Source organism: Pseudomonas sp. X10, from assembly GCF_054889225.1.
The window spans coordinates 1,625,775-1,642,026 of the sequence record NZ_CM142677.1; the positions used below are offsets into that span (position 1 = coordinate 1,625,775).

The following is a 16,252-nucleotide window of genomic DNA, read 5'->3' on the forward strand; positions in this document are numbered from 1 at the left end:
TAATTACCTAAAGTTCGACTATTGGTGGCACTTTACTAGTGATGGCTTAAACATAGCCCCAATACCTGACTGGCCGGTATTGGGGCCTGTTCACTTCCTCAAACCTTCAACACCAACTTCCCAAAATTCTCCCCACTGAACAGCTTCAACAGCGTCTCAGGAAAGGTCTCCAGCCCCTCCACCACATCCTCCTTGCTTTTCACCTTGCCGCTGGCCAGCCAGCCTGCGATCTCCTGGGCGGCCTTGCCGTAGTCCTTGGCATGGTCTATCACCACAAAGCCTTCCATGCGCGCGCGGTTGACCAGCAGCGACAGGTAGTTGGCCGGGCCTTTGACGGCTTCCTTGTTGTTGTACTGGCTGATGGCGCCGCAGATCACCACGCGGGCCTTGAGGTTGAGGCGGCTGAGGACGGCGTCGAGGATGTCGCCGCCGACGTTGTCGAAGTACACGTCTACGCCCTTGGGGCATTCACGCTTGAGGCCGGCCAAGACGTCTTCGGCCTTGTAGTCGATGACGCCGTCGAAGCCCAGTTCATCCTTGAGGTATTGGCATTTTTGCGCGCCGCCGGCGATGCCGACCACGTGGCAGCCTTTGATCTTGGCGATCTGGCCGACGATGCTGCCGACCGCGCCGGCGGCGCCGGAGATCACCACGGTGTCACCGTCCTTGGGTTGGCCAACCTCGAGCAGGGCGAAGTAGGCGGTCATGCCGGTCATGCCCAGGGCTGAGAGGTAGACGGGCAGGGGGGCGAGTTTGGGGTCGATCTTGTGCAGGCCCTGGGGCTCGCCGACAAAGTAGTCCTGCACGCCGAGCGGGCCACTGACATGGTCGCCTGCCTTGTAGTCCGGGTGCTTGGAGGCAATCACTTCGCCGACACCCAAGGCGCGCATGACCTGGCCCAGGCCGACCGGTGCGATATAGGACTTGCCCTCGTTCATCCAGCCGCGCATGGCCGGGTCGAGGGAGAGGTAGAGGTTCTTGACCTGCACTTGGCCTGCGCCGGGTTCGCTGACGGGGATTTCCTCGAAGGTGAAGTCATCCCGGCGCACGGCACCGACAGGACGTTTGGCAAGCAGGAAGCGGCGGTTGGTCTGGGTCATGGTGGGCTCTCGTAAAGTGGGGCACTTGGCAAGGCTGTGCCTTGCATCGCCAGTTGGTGCTGGCTCTTGCAGGGTTCCGGCATGCCTCGATGCTTGTGATCGACGCTGATCCTGCGGGAGCTGGCGAAGCCTGCGATGGGCTGCGAACTGACAGGCACTGCTTGTTGATAGTCCCTTACCGGCCAGCCGGCAAGGTTCTCCTGTGCGGCGAATGGACGGCAATCCACAGGGGTGATCCGTCGTTAGGTGAATAATCACTGCAACCGATAAGGGCCCAACCGCTCTTCTGATGATGCTGCCCAAGCGTGTGGCGCGCTGACTAGACTCAGCCACGACTTCATTACTTTGTTGCAGGAGCTAGCGATGAGCATGACCTTTTCCGGCCAGGTCGCCCTGGTCACCGGTGGCGGCGCGGGCATTGGCCGGGCCACGGCACAGGCTTTCGCCGCCGAAGGGCTGAACGTGGTGGTGGCGGATGTGGACGTGGCTGGCGGCGAGGCGACGGTGGCGCTGATCCGCCAGATGGGTGGCCAAGCGCTGTTCGTGGCCTGCAATGTCACCCGCGAGGCCGAGGTGCAGCGACTGCTGGCCCGTACGGTCGAGGCCTACGGTCGGCTGGATTACGCCTTCAACAACGCGGGGATCGAGATCGAGCAGGGCCGCCTGGCGGAAGGTAGCGAAGCGGAGTTCGACGCGATCATGGGCGTCAACGTCAAGGGCGTGTGGCTATGCATGAAGCACCAGTTGCCGCTGATGCTCGCCCAGGGTGGTGGCGCCATCGTCAATACCGCGTCGGTAGCGGGCCTGGGCGCTGCGCCGAAGATGAGTATCTACAGTGCCTCCAAGCATGCGGTAATCGGTCTGACCAAGTCGGCGGCGATCGAATATGCCAAGAAGCAGATCCGCGTCAATGCCGTGTGCCCGGCGGTGATCGATACCGATATGTTCCGCCGTGCCTACGAGGCCGACCCGCGCAAGGCCGAGTTCGCCGCGGCGATGCACCCGGTCGGACGGATCGGCAAGGTCGAGGAGATTGCCAGCGCGGTCCTTTATCTATGCAGCGATGGTGCGGCATTCACCACCGGGCATGCTTTGACGGTGGATGGCGGGGCTACGGCAATCTGAGCCCGTGTTCGCAGCGGTCCCGCCTGCAGTCAATATCAACGGACCGACGCTGAGCGCTGGACACCCAGCCTGCCCGTGCGCGTGGTATGCAGCAGCATCGCCGCCACCCCCGCGCACCCCAGCAGCACCGCCACCCCGAACACCATCAGCGCCATGCCGGCCCCCAGTCGGTCGCTCAGCAACCCGGCCAGGATCACCGGCACACTGAAGCCCAGGTACGCCATCAGGAAGAACCCTGCGCTAGCACGGATTTTCTCGGTGCTGGCCAATTGGTTCACCGCCGACAAACCGCCCAGGTAGATGAAGCCATAGCAGGCGCTGCTGGCGGCCACGGCCCCGAGCAGTACAGCCGGCAGTTGCCCGCTGTTGGCGCCCCAGGCCAGCAGGGCGTAGCTGCAAGGCAGGATCAGCAGGCCGAGCAGAGTGGCCTGGGCGTGGTGCATGCGCCGGGCGATGGGCTGGAAGAGCAGGCCGCAGCTGATCACGCAGAAGGTCGAGAAGCCGGACCAGTCGCTCAGGCCGTGCTGTTTGAGAATGCCCGGCAGCAGGGCGATCACCAGCCCGGTACAGGCCCAGGCCAGCAGAATGGCCAGGCCGTAGGCCAGGCTGCCGGCAGGGTAAAAGGGCAGGCGCAGCATGGCGCTGGAGCGGGCTGGGCGCCGTTCAGGCAGGCGCCAGACCGCCACCAGGGCCAGGGCAGCGAGCAGCAGTTGCAGGTAGAAGCTGCCTGGCGTCAGGCTTGGCCCGCGCAACAGGAACAGGCTGGTCAATGCCGCGCCCAGGCCGAAGCCCAGGGAGGTACTGGCGGTGACCCAGTGGGCGGCCTGGCTGCTGTCGCTCGCGGGCATCAGCTCGCTCATGTAGGTGGTCGCGGTGGCGGTGGCCAGGCCGGTGCCCAGTCCGAGGAGGAGCCGTGCCAGCCCCAGGGTTTCCAGCCCTGGGGCGAGAATCGTCAGCAGGGTGGCCAGCATCGACAGGCCCAGCGCGATGAGAATCAGCGGTCGCCGTCCGACCCGGTCGGCCAGGCCGCCGAGCAGCAGAAGTACCGGCAACACGCCCAGCACATAAGCGGAGAAGGCCATGGCCGTAGCCGCCGCGCCACGGCCGGACAGCTCGGCATAGGCGGTGTACAAGGGCGCCTGCAGGTTCACCGCCAGGGTGATCAGGCACAGGGCGAAGGCCAGTCTGGGCGGGGCGTAGCGGGTAGGCATGGAGGGCTCCAGGGGTTGCTTCGTCAGGCGGCGTGATGGAGCACCGTGTGCAGGTATCTGCTAGGCACCCGCCGCACGCCGGGATACCCGGACTATCCACCGCGCCTGTCAGTGCAACAAGGCACACTCCAGCCGGTTTTGTGATTAACTGTTTGCATAAAATCAGCGAACACTTGCCGTATGCATCTTGACCTAGACCGCCAGAGCAGCACGCCTCTGGTGCAGCAACTGACCGACAGCCTGCAAGCCTGGATCCAGCAGCAGCGCTTGCGCCCCGGCGCCCGGTTGCCGTCGATCCGTACCTTGGCCAAGGCCCAGGCGGTGAGCCCTTCCTGTGTGATCGAGGCCTACGACCGGCTGGTCGCGGGTGGCTGGTTGGTGGCGCGGCATGGCGCGGGGTTTTTCGTCGCTGAACGCAAGCCTGGCCTGGAGCAGGACGATCGCCAGCCCTGGGGCGAGTCGGACGATGGCGCCTGGCGTCAGTTCCGTGAAGGCCATGAGGCCTTGCTGAAGCTGGGCTGCGGTTGGTTGCCGGCCTCCTGGCGGCCAGGCACGGAGCTGGCCCAGGCGGTGCGGCAGGTCAGCCGCGGCGGGCTGGAGGATCTGTTCGATTATTGTCCGCCGCTGGGGCTGGCCAGCTTGCGCCTGCAACTGCACAAGCGCCTTACACAGATCGGCATTGCGGCCGAACCGGAGTGCATCCTCACCACACAGGGCGCGAGCCATGCTCTGGACCTGCTGGTGCGTACCTTGCTCAAACCCGGTGACCTGGTGCTGGTGGAGAGCCCGGGTTACTACAACCTGTACAACCTGTTGCGCCAGCATCAAGTGCGCATGCTGGCGCTGCCGCGTACCCCCAGTGGCCCAGACCTGCACGCCCTTGAGGCGCTCCTGGTCGAGCATCGCCCACGTTGCCTGTTCGTCAACAGCCTGTACCACAACCCCACCGGCACCAGCCTGACACCCAAGGTCGCTTACCGGCTGCTGGAGCTGGCCCGGGAGCATGACCTGCGGATCATCGAGGACGATATCTACGCGGACTTCCAGGACGGCCCGGTGACGCGTCTGGCGACCCTCGACAGCGAACAGCGGGTGATCTACCTGGCCAGCTTGTCCAAGACATTGAGCAGTTCGTTGCGGGTCGGTTACCTGGTGGCAGAGCCTGCGCTGGTCGCCCATCTGGCCGAGTTGAAGATGGTCAGTGGTATTGGCACCTCGCGCTTCATCGAGCAGGTGGTCGCGCAGATGCTGGCCAATGGTGTCTACCGCAAGAGCGTGCAGCGCATGCGCCTGCGTTTGGGGCAGCACATGGCCAAGACGCTCGGGCAACTGGAAGCTTTGGGATGGGAGGTGTTCAGCGAACCCTATGGCGGCATGTTTATCTGGGCGCACTCCCCGGGGCGGGATTTCGCCACCCTCAACCGGCTTGCCCTGGACTGTTCGGTGCTGCTGTCGCCGGGCAGTGCCTTCGATCCGGAAGGTACCGCTTGCGACTGGTTGCGGATCAATGTCGCTTACGCACAAGACCAGCGGGCCCAAGCCTTTTTCGCGTACGGAGGGCGACCTGGAGCGTCCTGAAAACGACTGGAGCATATCAATTTGCCATCATTCTGGCTTCAGGCCCTTGTGAAGGGGGCGGCGCCATTGCCACTCTTGTCTTTTCAAGCATCCTGACGCGGTGAGAGGGCGAGGCTATGGGGGTAAGCAAGCGTGGTGTTCTGTCCAACCTGGGCATGGCCCGCAAGCTGGGCCTGGGCTTTGCTCTGGTATTGCTGCTCACGGCTGTGGTGGCGGTGATCGGTGTCGTGGCGCTGCAGAGCGTGAGCCAGCGTTTCGATGCTCTCAAGCAGATGGCTCAGTTCAATGCTGAGCTGCTCGGCTTGCGCCAGCACGAGCAGGTCTTTGCGCTGCGTTCGGATACCAAGGCAGCCGAGGCCCTGCGCCAGGGCCTGGCGGGGTTGCTCGAGCGCGCCCGCAAGATGCCCGCCCTGGCGCAGGCTGAACAGGACTTGGGCGCCTATGGCCAGGCCTTCGAGCAGTTCGTCGAGCTGACCCAAGGCAAGGAGCTGGCGCTGGACATGGCCAGTTGGTCGGTGTCCAGCGTGGCCAACAATCTCGATGTGCTGCAGGCAGGCCTTGCCGATGATGGCACCTACACCCTCAAGCAGTCCCAGGGGCAACAGGGCGCCGAGTTTCTCGAGCAGGCCGGGCAGGTGGCCCAGGTCGCACGGCTGATGCTGCAGGCCATGGACGAGGCGCGGGTGCGCCTGGAGCAGAGCCGCAAGGGTGTCGAGCCGGTCGCCGAGGGGCGCATCGCCCAGGCGGTCGATGCTGCGCAGCTGGTCGATCAGCTCAAGGCAGTGGTCAGCGACAGCGGTTACCAGAGCGTCCTCGGCGAGGTGGGCGGGCATATCGCCAGCTTCGCCGAGAAGCTCAACGAGTACACCGACCTGCTGGCCAAGGAGCAGGACATCAAGGCGCAGTTGCAGGCCAGCGCTGAGCAGGTCACGGCACGGGTCGACCACGCCTATGCCGAGCAGGAGCAGGCCATGCAGGCTGAGCTGGCTCGCGATGCCCTGGCGATTGCGCTGGCGACGGCCCTGGCGTTGTTGGTGGGCGTGCTGGCGGCCTGGTTGATCACTCGGGCCGTGGTGATGCCCTTGAAGCGTGTGATCGCCCGGGCACAGCGTATCGCGGCGGGGGACCTGACTGGCGAAACCGAGCACGTGCGGCGCGATGAAGTCGGCCAGTTGATGCAGGCCATGCAGCAAATGGGTGATGGCTTGAGTGGCATCGTCAGTGGCCTGCAACAGGGCATCGAGCAGTTGGCCGGCAGCGCGCAGTCCCTCTCGGCGGTGACCGAGCAGACCAACCGCGAAGTCGGCAGCCAGAAGGAAGAGACCGAGCAGGTGGCCACGGCCATGCAACAGATGACCGCTACGGTGCACGATGTGGCGCGCAATGCCGAAGAAGCGGCCCAGGCGGCCCAGGCCGCCGATGACAAGGTCGACAGCGGCCAGTTGGTGGTGCGCCAGAGCATGCAGCGTATCGAGCAGTTGGCCACGGCTGCAGAGGCTGCCAGCGACGGTATCGACAGCCTCAGCGCCGAGATTCACACCATTGGCGATGTGCTCGAGGTGATCAAGAGCGTCGCCGAACAGACCAACCTGCTGGCACTCAATGCGGCTATCGAGGCGGCCAGGGCAGGTGAGCAGGGGCGTGGTTTTGCCGTGGTGGCCGATGAAGTGCGCGCGCTGGCGCGACGCACCCGGCAATCGACCGAGGAGATCGAGCGCCTGGTCAGCAGCCTGCGTGGCAATGCCGAGCGGTCGGTGACGCAGATCCGTGGCAGTACCGAACTGGTGCGCCTGGCGGTGGCCGATGCGCTACAGACAGAAAGCGCCTTGGGCAGCATTGCCGCGGCGGTGTCCTTGATCCAGCAGATGAACCAGCAGATCGCCGCGGCGGCCGAGCAGCAGAGCTCGGTAGCCGAAGAGATCAGCCGCAGCGTCACCCAGATCCGCGGCAGCGCCGATCAGGCCGCGCTGGCCATGCAGGACAACGCCCGCTCCAGCGTGGAGCTGGCGCAGTTGGGGACGAACCTGAAGGGGATGGTGGGGCACTTCAGGGTGTGATGGAGAGCCCTATCGATCACCCCGCCTTGCGCCCATTGAGGATCATCAAGGTCAACACCCCTGCCACAATCCCCCAGAACGCCGACCCGATCGAGAACAAGGTCAGCCCCGACGCCGTGACCATGAAGGTGATCAACGCTGCCTCCCGCTCCCTGGCTTCGTTCATGGCCACGGTCAGGCCGTTCATGATCGAGCCGAACAGCGCCAGCGCGGCGATCGACAGCACCAGCTCCTTGGGCAGGGCGGCGAACAGCGCCGCGAGGGTCGCGCCGAACACCCCGGCAATGCCGTAGAAAATCCCGCACCAGACGGCGGCGGTGTAGCGCTTGGCTGGGTCTTCGTGGGCATGTGGGCCGGTGCAGATGGCCGCGCTGATGGCGGCCAGGTTGATGCCATGGGAGCCGAACGGCGCCAGCAACAGTGAGGCGAAGCCGGTGGCCGAGATCAGCGGCGAAGCCGGCACTTGGTAACCGTCGGCGCGCAGTACGGCAACGCCTGGCATGTTCTGCGAGGTCATGGCCACCACGAACAGCGGGATGCCGATGCTGATGGTCGCGGCCAAGGAGAAACTCGGCGTGGTCCAAACCGGGGTCGCTACCTCCAGGCTGAAGCCGCTGAAGTCCAGCAGGCCCAAGGCACCGGACAGGGCCGTGCCCACCAGCAGCGCCGCCAGCACGCAGTAGCGCGGCGACAGGCGCTTGACCAGCAGGTAGCTGAAGAACATGCCCAACACCAGCAGGGTACGGTGCTGGGCGGCGACGAAGATCTCGCTGCCGATCTTGAACAAAATGCCTGCCAGCAGCGCCGAAGCCAGCGAGGCGGGGATGCGCTTGACCAGGCGCTCGAAACTGCCCGTCAGGCCGCAGATCAGCACCAGCACGGCACAGGTGATATAGGCGCCGATGGCTTCGCCGTAGCTGACGCCACCCAGGCTTGTGATCAGCAGCGCCGCGCCCGGGGTCGACCAGGCCACGGTGACGGGGGTGCGGTAGCGCAGCGACAGGCCGATGCTGCAGATCGCCATGCCGATCGACAGCGCCCAGATCCACGAGGAAATTTGCGCGCTGGTCAGGCCGGCGGCCTGGCCAGCCTGGAACATCAACACCAGGGAGCTGGTGTAGCCGGTGAGCATGGCGATGAAGCCTGCGACCACTGCCGAGGGGGAGCTGTCTGCCAGGGGCCGCAAGCGTGCGGAAGTGGTATCGGTCATGGGGTCAATCCTTGTACGGGTGTAAGCAATTTTTTCAGACTACCGCCCACAAGCTTGACCCTTGCCATACAGCAGCCATTGCATTTAGCCGTACAGTCGCCAACTATTGGGCTCGAATCTGCAACTGCACGGTAGGGAGTAGCGATGTACAAGGTTTACGGTGATTACCAGTCGGGCAATTGCTACAAGGTCAAGCTGATGCTGCACCTGCTCGACCTCCCGTATGAATGGCACCCGGTGGATATTCTCAAGGGCGATACCGAAACGCCCGAGTTCCTGGCCAAGAACCCCAACGGCAAGGTGCCGGTGCTGGAGCTTGCGGACGGCACCTGCCTGTGGGAGTCCAACGCGATTCTCAACTTCCTGGCCGATGGCAGCGACTACCTGCCAACCGAGCCGCGCTTGCGTACCCAGGTGCTGCAGTGGCAGTTCTTCGAGCAGTACAGCCACGAGCCTTATATCGCCGTGGCGCGGTTCATCCAGTTCTACCTGGGGCTGCCGCAGGAGCGGGTGGAGGAGTATCGCGGCTTGCACAAGGGCGGCTACAAGGCCCTCAAGGTGATGGAGAAGCAACTGCAACTGACGCCGTACCTGGTTGGGGACCGCTATTCCATTGCCGACGTGGCGCTGTATGCGTACACCCATGTGGCGCACCAGGGTGGGTTCGATCTGAAGGAGTACCCGGCGGTGCAGGCCTGGCTGGCACGGGTGGCGAGCCATCCACGGCATGTGCCGATGGTGGATTGAGGCCAGTTAGTGTCGGTGGGGCCGCTGCGCGGCCCATCGCGACACAAGGCCGCTCCCACAGAAATTTGCTTCAGCCCCTTGGACGCCTCCGAAAAGCTGGATCAGTGTCCAACATCCGGGGCGCAGTTCATCCGCCTGTGGGAGCGGCCTTGTGTCGCGATGGGCTGCAAAGCAGCCCCAGGATCTTCAGGCCGCCGAGAACCGCGTGTCCAGGTACGCGATGATGTCCTTGGACTCATACATCCAGGTGGTCTTGCCCGCTTCCTCGATGCGTAGGCACGGCACCTTGATCTTGCCGCCGCCTTCGAGCAGCGCCTGGCGGTGAGCCGGGTCGTTCTTCGCATCGCGCAGGGCCACGGGCACGTTCAGGCGGTGCAGGGCGCGGCGGGTTTTCACGCAGAAGGGGCAGGCATGGAACTGGTACAGGCTGAGGTTGCGTGCTTGTTGTTCGACATGGGCCTGGGCCGCCGGATCACGCTTGCGCTTGGCCGGGCGGCTGATCCAGTCGCCGAACACGATGAGCTGGCCGAGGCCAACCCGCAAGGCTTTGACGATCATGGGCAACTCCTGGTTTGCAAAGAGCCAGAAAAAAGCCGACCCCATAGGGTCGGCTCGGGAAACAGGCCGATCACTTGATCAGGCTGAGGAACTCGCTGCGGGTGGCGGCGTTCTCGCGGAATGCGCCGAGCATCACCGAGGTGATCATGGTCGAGTTCTGCTTTTCGACGCCGCGCATCATCATGCACATGTGTTTGGCTTCGATGACCACGGCCACGCCCACGGCTCCTGTCACCCGTTGGATCGCCTCGGCGATCTGGCGGCTGAGGTTCTCCTGGATCTGCAGGCGGCGTGCGTACATGTCGACGATCCGCGCCACCTTCGACAGGCCCAGGACCTTGCCGGCCGGCAGGTAGGCGACGTGCGCCTTGCCGATGAACGGCAGCATGTGGTGCTCGCACAGCGAATACAGCTCGATGTCCCGGACCAGGACCATTTCGCTGTTGTCGGAGCTGAACAGGGCGCCGTTGGTGACTTCTTCCAGGGTTTGTTCATAACCGCGGCAAAGGTACTTCATGGCCTTTGCGGCCCGCTTGGGCGTATCGAGCAGGCCCTCGCGGGAGATGTCCTCGCCGAGTTGGCCGAGAATCTCGGTGTAATTCTGTTCCAGGGACATGGATCTAACCTGTGGGAATAATCGCAAAGGCGAAGGGTACGGCGGCAATGGCGGCGCTGCAAGCGCGGCGTTACTCGTCGCGCCCTTCGAGCATGGTTCGCTTGAGCATCACGTACACCGCGCCGGTGCCGCCGTGGCGGGCCTGGCAGGAGGTGAAACCGAGCACCTGGGGGTGCTGGCGCAACCAGGTGTTGACGTGGCTCTTGATCATCGGCCGCTTGCCGTCAAGGCGCGCGGCCTTGCCATGGGTGACGCGCACGCAGCGCACTTCCAGGCGGGTGGCTTCGGCGATGAAGGCCCAGAGGGTTTCGCGGGCCCGTTCGACGGTCATGCCATGCAGGTCCAGGCTGCCTTCGAAGGCGATCTGGCCAAGCTTGAGCTTGCGTATCTGGCTCTCTTGCACGCCGTCGCGGCGCCATTCCAGGGCATCTTCGGCACCGACATCGATGACGAACTGATCGGACATACCATCGACGACCAATGCCTGGTCAGTGCGCAAGGTCGCTGCCTGGCGCAGGCCAGCCAGTTGCTTGCGGTCGGCCTTGGGCTTGCCGACATCGGCGCGGTCGTGCTTGATCGGCTTGACGCCGCGCACCTCGCTACGGAACAGGGAAAAATCGTCGTCTTGCATGCAGGCCTCCACGTGGGCGGCGTATTTTACGCGACTCCCTGGCGCCGTACAGTCAATCGTGCTTTTTCATCAGGTGGGGCGAGAGGTTCAACTCGCGGCCACGGCGCAGGCGGATGCGGCTGCGGCGCCAGAAGCGCACGCCCAGGTAGAGCATCAGCAGGCCGATCACCGTCAGGGTCACGGCGACAGGGCGGTTGGCATTGATTTCGGCCAGCGCCTCGTAGTTGCCCAGCAGGCCAGCGATGCCGGCCATGGCCAGCAGTACGCCGAGCGTGGCCAGCAGGGCTGAGAGGGCGGCGGCCAGGCGCGCACCCCAGTTGCGCGGTTCGCGCGGTCGCAGGCGCTTGGCATCGAAACTATCGGAGAGCTTCATCCCGACTTCCTCAGTGGATATCCGGAATTCGACCCATCGCCTGCCAGCAGGTTCCGCCCGGCCGCCGGACGGTCAGATCAGGCTGGCGGTGGGGGCCACGCAGGCGAAGTTGTCGGCCATGATCGCCATTTCGCTCTGCTGGATCTGTGCGGCCGGGATGCTTCCACCCTTGAACGCCAGGTCACGGGTGGCGCACGCATCCTCGACCAGGGTGCAGCGGTAGCCGTAGTCCTTGGCCCGGCGCACGGTGGTGCTGACGCTGGAATGGCTCATGAAACCGCAGAAGATCAGGTCCAGGTGCCCCAGCTCCTGCAGGGTTTCATGCAGCTTGGTGTTCTTGAAGGCGTTGGGCATGCGCTTCTCGATGATGACCTCATCTTCGCGTGGCTCCAGGCCCGGAATGAACTCGCCGCGGCTGCCCTGGGGGTCGAACAGGCCGCCGACGGTGCCCAGGTGGCGCACGTGGACGATCGGGCGCCCGGCCTTGCGCGCGGCATCGAGCAGCCTGGCGATGTTGGCCACGGCCTCGTCCATGCCTGACAGCGCAAGGGGACCGCTGAGGTACTCTTTTTGCGCATCGATAATCACCAGGCTGGCTTGGCTCAGCTTGGCCGGCGGATAGTCGCGACCGCTGAGGCGGAACATCGTCGTTGGAACGGACATCAAGGGCTCCTTTGGATAGGGCTTTTGCCGCCTATTGTCCTCTGCCTTGGCGCCGATGTGAATGGTTGACAGTGCAAAGTGCATGGTTGCTGGGCTGTGGCGCCCCAAGGGTGCGCCTGGGAGAACATTTCCTCGGCGGGGCTGTTAGACTTTCGGACTGTTTTCAAAGGAGTCTGTCGTGATCACATCTCGCCTGCGCACCCTGCGCGATCATATCCGCTGGGCGGTCAGCCGCTTCCATGAGCACGAGCTGTTCTTCGGCCATGGCGCCGACAACGCCTGGGACGAGGCGCGGTTGCTGGTGCTGGGCGCCGTGCACCTGCCCTGGGAGGTGGCGGACAGCTACCTGGACTGCCAGCTCGAAGACGATGAGCGGGTGCGCTTGCAGCACCTGCTCAAGCGTCGTATCGAAGAGCGTGTACCGACCGCCTACCTGCTCGGCGAAGCCTGGTTCTGCGGCATGTCGTTTCTGGTCGACGAGCGTGTGCTGGTGCCGCGCTCACCTATCGGCGAACTGATCGAGAAGCGCTTCGAACCTTGGTTGGCCAACGAGCCTGAGCGCATCCTGGACCTGTGCACTGGCTCCGGCTGCATCGGCATTGTCGCCGCCGAGGTGTTCCAGGAGGCTGAAGTGGTGTTGGCCGACCTGTCCTTCGAGGCCCTGGAAGTGGCCAACAAGAACATCGAGCGCCATGGTCTTGAAGAGCGTGTGTACACCGTGCAGGGCGATGGTTTCGCCGGCCTGCCGGGGCAGCGTTTCGACCTGATCCTGTCCAACCCGCCGTATGTCGACGCCGAGGATTTCGCCGACATGCCGGTGGAGTACCAACACGAACCTGAGCTGGGCCTGGCGTGCGGTGCCGACGGCCTGGACCTGGTGCGCAGGATGCTCGCCGAAGCGGCGGACCACCTGACCGAGAAGGGGTTGCTGATCGTCGAAGTGGGCAACAGTCAGGTCCACGTCGAAGCCCTTTACCCCGAGGTGGATTTCGCCTGGCTGGAGTTCGAGCGCGGCGGGCATGGCGTGTTCATGCTGACCGCCGAGCAGTGCCGGCAGCACCAGGCGTTGTTTGCCGCGCGGGTCTGAGTTGAGCCTGGGCCTGCGGGCAGCGCATGCGTGTATGAGCCAGCGTTAGCTGGCGATGCTAGGCGCCGCCTTGCCAAGAGCGGGGGCGCCGGGCAGCCCATCGCCAGCTGACGCTGGCTCCTGCCCGGTTGCGAACCTCACCGATCAGCGTGTCGCAATCCAGATCAGCAACCCCGCCTGGAACACCGCAAAGGCCACCAGGCAGGTGATGGTGAACCGCAAGCCACTGTCTTCACGGCGGTACTTGGCCACGCGCTCATCACGCTCGCGCAGTTGTGCTTCCTTCTCCTGCAGGTTCTGCTCGGCCTGTTGCAGCATGCTCGCGGCATCGATGATGTCGATGCGCTGCACCTTTTCGCTGTTCCAGCCGCCCTTGAGCTGCCCGACAGGCACTTCCACGCAACGCGCCTTCAGGTGCTGGGCATCGGAGTATTCGACGTCCAGGCCATGGCTGTGCAGCACATGGTCGCGGCGCAGGCGGGAGTCTTCATTGAGGGCATCCTTGCTCGGCAGGGCGATGCCTTCGACGCGATAGTGCGACCACCTGCGTTGGGCCCATTGCACGGCCTGGTTGATCAGGAAGCGGCCCAGGCCACGGTTCAGCGGTTCGAGCTGCAGGCCGTTGTCGGCGCCGATCCGAACCTGGCGCGTGGCATGGTCGACCCAGACATCCAGGTGGTTCTGCTCCTTGCGCACCTTTTGCCCCGGCAGGCGTATTTCCAGGCGCAGCAGGCTGCGCTCTTTGCTGTGCCGCTCGGCATAGCCGAACTGCACGAAGCGCAGTGGCCTCGCGCCGCTGGTGCGGTCGGTGGGCTGGGGCGTCAGGCGCAGCAACTGGAAATGTTCGGCAGTTACATCGGCCCAGGGCAGGGGGGCGGTTTCCGGTGCTTGCGGCTCTTCGGTCGACTCGGCAGCGGCGGGGGCATCACTCATCACAGCGGTCCTCAAATGCAAGGCAGGCGATCGAGCTGGGCCGATGGGGTCAGCCCCGAACAGCCCCGCAGCGAATCGCCCTCAATACCGCCTTATCGGCCGAAACGGCCAGGACCTGAGCACAATCTCTTCACGTCGGCGGCAAGCGCCGGATGAAGTCGACGATCCGCTCTCCCAACGCACTGGCCAGCGGCAGCTCGGGATTGCTGTAGCTGTCGCGTTGCTGGCTGATGCCCCTCGGGCTGATACGCAGCATGTGGTTCATGCCGTCGATCAGCGCCAGTTCTGCGTCCGGCTTGGCCGCTTGCAGTCGGCGGGCATCCTCGACTTCCACCTGCACGTCGTTGCGGCCCTGCACGATCAGCGCTGGCACCTTGAGGCGAGCGAAGGCCGCTGCCGGGTCCTGGCGGAACAGGGAAATCAGGTAGGGCTGCACGCTGGGGCGCAAGACCTGGCGCAACGGTGCGGGCACGTCGAGGCTGGTCTGGCCCGCCAGCAGCCGGTCGATCACCACGTTGCCCCGGGCCAGCTCGGCAGGTGCCAGGCGCTGGGCCAGTTGTTCGCGCAGCACCTGGTCTACCGGCCGGCCACTGCCGGCCAGGGTGATCACGGCGCTGGCACCGGCCTGTTCCGCGGCCAGGCTGGCAATCAGCGCGCCCTCGCTGTGGCCGAGCAGGATCACTGGGCCGAAGCGCGGGTCGGCCTTGAGCTTCTGGCCCCAGGCCACGGCATCGGCTACATAGCGCTCGACGCTGAGGTCGCGTTCGTCCGGGGTCGCGGGCTGACTGGCGGCCACGCCGCGTTTGTCGTAACGCACGCTGGCGATGTGCTGGCGGGCCAGCAGCAGCGCCAGGCGTTTGAGGTTGTCGATGCGCCCGCCCGCCGGGTTGTTGCCATCGCGGTCGGTGGGGCCGGAACCGGCGATGATCAGCACCACCGGCGGCGGGCTGTCGCCACGCGGCAGCAGCAGGCTGCCGTACAGCATGCCCTGGCCGGTGTCGAGGCTGACCGGACGTTGCAGGACGGTGGGCGCGGCGGCCTGGGCGAGGCTTGTGCAGAGCAGGAGGAGCAGGGCGGCGAAGCGCAGCATCATTGAGCCACTATCGGAAGGATGCCTGTTGGACTCATCCCCAGGCAGAAGGTTCGTTATCGGGGATGAACTGCCCGGTGCGCCTGCGTATACTGACGGCCTTGTTCAAATCAGGCTGATTCGCGGAGCGTCCTGCATGTCTGGCAATACCTACGGCAAGCTGTTCACTGTCACCACCGCTGGCGAAAGCCATGGCCCGGCGTTGGTCGCCATTGTCGATGGTTGCCCTCCAGGCCTGGAGCTGTCCCTGGCCGACCTGCAGCATGACCTCGACCGGCGCAAGCCCGGCACCAGCCGGCACACCACCCAGCGCCAGGAGCCCGACGAGGTCGAAATCCTCTCCGGTGTGTTCGAAGGCCGCACCACGGGCTGCTCGATCGGCCTGCTGATCCGCAACACCGACCAGAAGTCCAAGGACTACTCGGCGATCAAGGACTTGTTCCGCCCGGCCCACGCCGACTACACCTACCACCACAAGTACGGTATCCGCGACTACCGTGGCGGTGGCCGCAGCTCGGCCCGGGAAACCGCCATGCGCGTGGCCGCTGGCGCCATCGCCAAGAAGTTCCTGGCGACCCAAGGCATCCGTGTGCGCGGCTACATGAGCCAACTGGGCCCGATCCAGATCCCGTTCAAGACCTGGGATTCGGTGGAAGAGAACGCCTTCTTCAGCCCCGACCCGGACAAGGTGCCGGCGCTGGAGGCCTACATGGACCAGCTGCGCCGTGACCAGGACTCGGTCGGCGCGCGGATCACCGTGGTGGCCGAAGGTGTGATGCCGGGCCTGGGCGAGCCGATCTTCGACCGCCTGGACGCCGAGCTGGCCCATGCCCTGATGAGCATCAACGCGGTCAAGGGGGTGGAAATCGGCGCCGGTTTCGCCAGCGTCGCCCAGCGTGGCACCGAGCACCGTGACGAGCTGACCCCGGATGGCTTCCTCAGCAACAACGCTGGCGGCATCCTTGGCGGCATTTCTTCCGGCCAGCCCATCATCGCCCACCTGGCACTCAAACCGACCTCGAGCATCACCACCCCGGGCCGCTCCATCGACATTGACGGCAATCCGGTCGACGTGATCACCAAGGGCCGTCACGACCCCTGCGTGGGTATCCGGGCCACGCCGATCGCCGAGGCGATGATGGCCATCGTGCTGATGGACCACCTCCTGCGCCACCGTGCGCAAAACGCCGACGTCAGGGTGACTACGCCGGTGCTGCGTTGACGGGAGGCTCCGGGAGCTGCGGCACGACCCATCGCGGGCCAGCCCGCTCTC

16 protein-coding genes and 1 pseudogene are annotated in these 16,252 nt (G+C 65.0%); 7 read left to right on the top strand and 10 right to left on the bottom strand.

The genetic code is table 11. The annotated features are described in order from the left end of the window. Positions 1-98: 98 nt before the first annotated feature. Positions 99-1,100 (bottom strand): NADP-dependent oxidoreductase, encoded by a 1,002-nt coding sequence (locus ACYU03_RS07490; RefSeq protein ID WP_461889380.1) that lies wholly within the window; start codon positions 1,098-1,100, stop codon positions 99-101. A 363-nt stretch (positions 1,101-1,463) separates the two neighbouring features. On the opposite strand from ACYU03_RS07490, the gene ACYU03_RS07495 reads away from it, so the two are divergent. Then, the gene (locus ACYU03_RS07495; RefSeq protein ID WP_461889382.1) at positions 1,464-2,225 is read left to right on the top strand and encodes an SDR family oxidoreductase; all 762 of its coding nucleotides are present in this window, start codon (positions 1,464-1,466) and stop codon (positions 2,223-2,225) included. Between the two features lie 35 nt (positions 2,226-2,260). On the opposite strand, the gene ACYU03_RS07500 is transcribed toward ACYU03_RS07495, so the two are convergent. Next, complete coding sequence (locus ACYU03_RS07500) at positions 2,261-3,436, bottom strand: MFS transporter (RefSeq protein ID WP_461889384.1); 1,176 nt, start codon at positions 3,434-3,436, stop codon at positions 2,261-2,263. A gap of 180 nt (positions 3,437-3,616) precedes the next feature. Between ACYU03_RS07500 and ACYU03_RS07505 the strand changes: the two genes are divergently transcribed. From ACYU03_RS07505 to ACYU03_RS07515, 3 genes and pseudogenes are all read left to right on the top strand, one after another. Beyond that, the gene (locus ACYU03_RS07505; RefSeq protein WP_461889386.1) at positions 3,617-5,014 is read left to right on the top strand and encodes an aminotransferase-like domain-containing protein; all 1,398 of its coding nucleotides are present in this window, start codon (positions 3,617-3,619) and stop codon (positions 5,012-5,014) included. Positions 5,015-5,985: 971 nt separating this feature from the next. Further along, a pseudogene (locus ACYU03_RS07510) lies at positions 5,986-6,210 on the top strand (HAMP domain-containing protein); the annotation flags it as partial. Beyond that, positions 6,208-7,071 carry a methyl-accepting chemotaxis protein gene (locus tag ACYU03_RS07515; protein WP_461891415.1) on the top strand — a complete coding sequence of 288 codons (864 nt, stop codon included), beginning with the start codon at positions 6,208-6,210 and terminating at the stop codon, positions 7,069-7,071. The pseudogene ACYU03_RS07510 and the gene ACYU03_RS07515, both read left to right, overlap by 3 nt. A gap of 16 nt (positions 7,072-7,087) precedes the next feature. Here ACYU03_RS07515 and ACYU03_RS07520 read toward each other — a convergent pair whose 3' ends face one another. After that, complete coding sequence (locus ACYU03_RS07520; protein WP_461889388.1) at positions 7,088-8,281, bottom strand: benzoate/H(+) symporter BenE family transporter; 1,194 nt, start codon at positions 8,279-8,281, stop codon at positions 7,088-7,090. A gap of 144 nt (positions 8,282-8,425) precedes the next feature. Here ACYU03_RS07520 and ACYU03_RS07525 point away from each other — a divergent pair, with 144 nt between their 5' ends. After that, complete coding sequence (locus ACYU03_RS07525; RefSeq protein ID WP_461889389.1) at positions 8,426-9,028, top strand: glutathione S-transferase family protein; 603 nt, start codon at positions 8,426-8,428, stop codon at positions 9,026-9,028. A gap of 186 nt (positions 9,029-9,214) precedes the next feature. On the opposite strand, the gene ACYU03_RS07530 is transcribed toward ACYU03_RS07525, so the two are convergent. The 5 genes from ACYU03_RS07530 to ACYU03_RS07550 all read right to left on the bottom strand — a co-directional run bounded on the left by ACYU03_RS07530 (position 9,215) and on the right by ACYU03_RS07550 (position 11,869). Beyond that, entirely contained in the window at positions 9,215-9,586 is a 372-nt protein-coding gene (locus ACYU03_RS07530; protein WP_461889391.1) for a glutaredoxin family protein, read from the bottom strand. Positions 9,587-9,656: 70 nt separating this feature from the next. Beyond that, the gene (folE, locus tag ACYU03_RS07535) at positions 9,657-10,202 is read right to left on the bottom strand and encodes a GTP cyclohydrolase I FolE (RefSeq protein ID WP_461889393.1); all 546 of its coding nucleotides are present in this window, start codon (positions 10,200-10,202) and stop codon (positions 9,657-9,659) included. Between the two features lie 70 nt (positions 10,203-10,272). Further along, complete coding sequence (locus ACYU03_RS07540; RefSeq protein WP_461889395.1) at positions 10,273-10,833, bottom strand: Smr/MutS family protein; 561 nt, start codon at positions 10,831-10,833, stop codon at positions 10,273-10,275. A gap of 52 nt (positions 10,834-10,885) precedes the next feature. Continuing rightward, positions 10,886-11,206 (bottom strand): hypothetical protein, encoded by a 321-nt coding sequence (locus ACYU03_RS07545; protein WP_461889397.1) that lies wholly within the window; start codon positions 11,204-11,206, stop codon positions 10,886-10,888. 72 nt (positions 11,207-11,278) lie between these two features. After that, positions 11,279-11,869, bottom strand: a complete 591-nt coding sequence (locus ACYU03_RS07550) for a cysteine hydrolase family protein (protein WP_461889399.1) — start codon at positions 11,867-11,869, stop codon at positions 11,279-11,281. Between the two features lie 178 nt (positions 11,870-12,047). Here ACYU03_RS07550 and prmB point away from each other — a divergent pair, with 178 nt between their 5' ends. After that, positions 12,048-12,956: a 50S ribosomal protein L3 N(5)-glutamine methyltransferase gene (gene prmB / locus ACYU03_RS07555; protein WP_461889401.1), complete on the top strand. Its 909-nt coding sequence runs from the start codon at positions 12,048-12,050 to the stop codon at positions 12,954-12,956. Between the two features lie 144 nt (positions 12,957-13,100). Here the strand turns inward: prmB and ACYU03_RS07560 are convergent, their stop codons facing one another. Continuing rightward, on the bottom strand, positions 13,101-13,889 hold the full coding sequence (locus ACYU03_RS07560; RefSeq protein WP_461889403.1) for a hypothetical protein: 789 nt from the start codon (positions 13,887-13,889) through the stop codon (positions 13,101-13,103). 130 nt (positions 13,890-14,019) lie between these two features. Further along, positions 14,020-14,982 (bottom strand): alpha/beta hydrolase, encoded by a 963-nt coding sequence (locus ACYU03_RS07565; RefSeq protein ID WP_461889405.1) that lies wholly within the window; start codon positions 14,980-14,982, stop codon positions 14,020-14,022. A gap of 133 nt (positions 14,983-15,115) precedes the next feature. Here ACYU03_RS07565 and aroC point away from each other — a divergent pair, with 133 nt between their 5' ends. After that, positions 15,116-16,201, top strand: coding sequence for a chorismate synthase (gene aroC, locus ACYU03_RS07570; protein WP_461889407.1), 1,086 nt, complete (start codon positions 15,116-15,118; stop codon positions 16,199-16,201). The last annotated feature ends 51 nt before the right edge of the window (positions 16,202-16,252 follow it).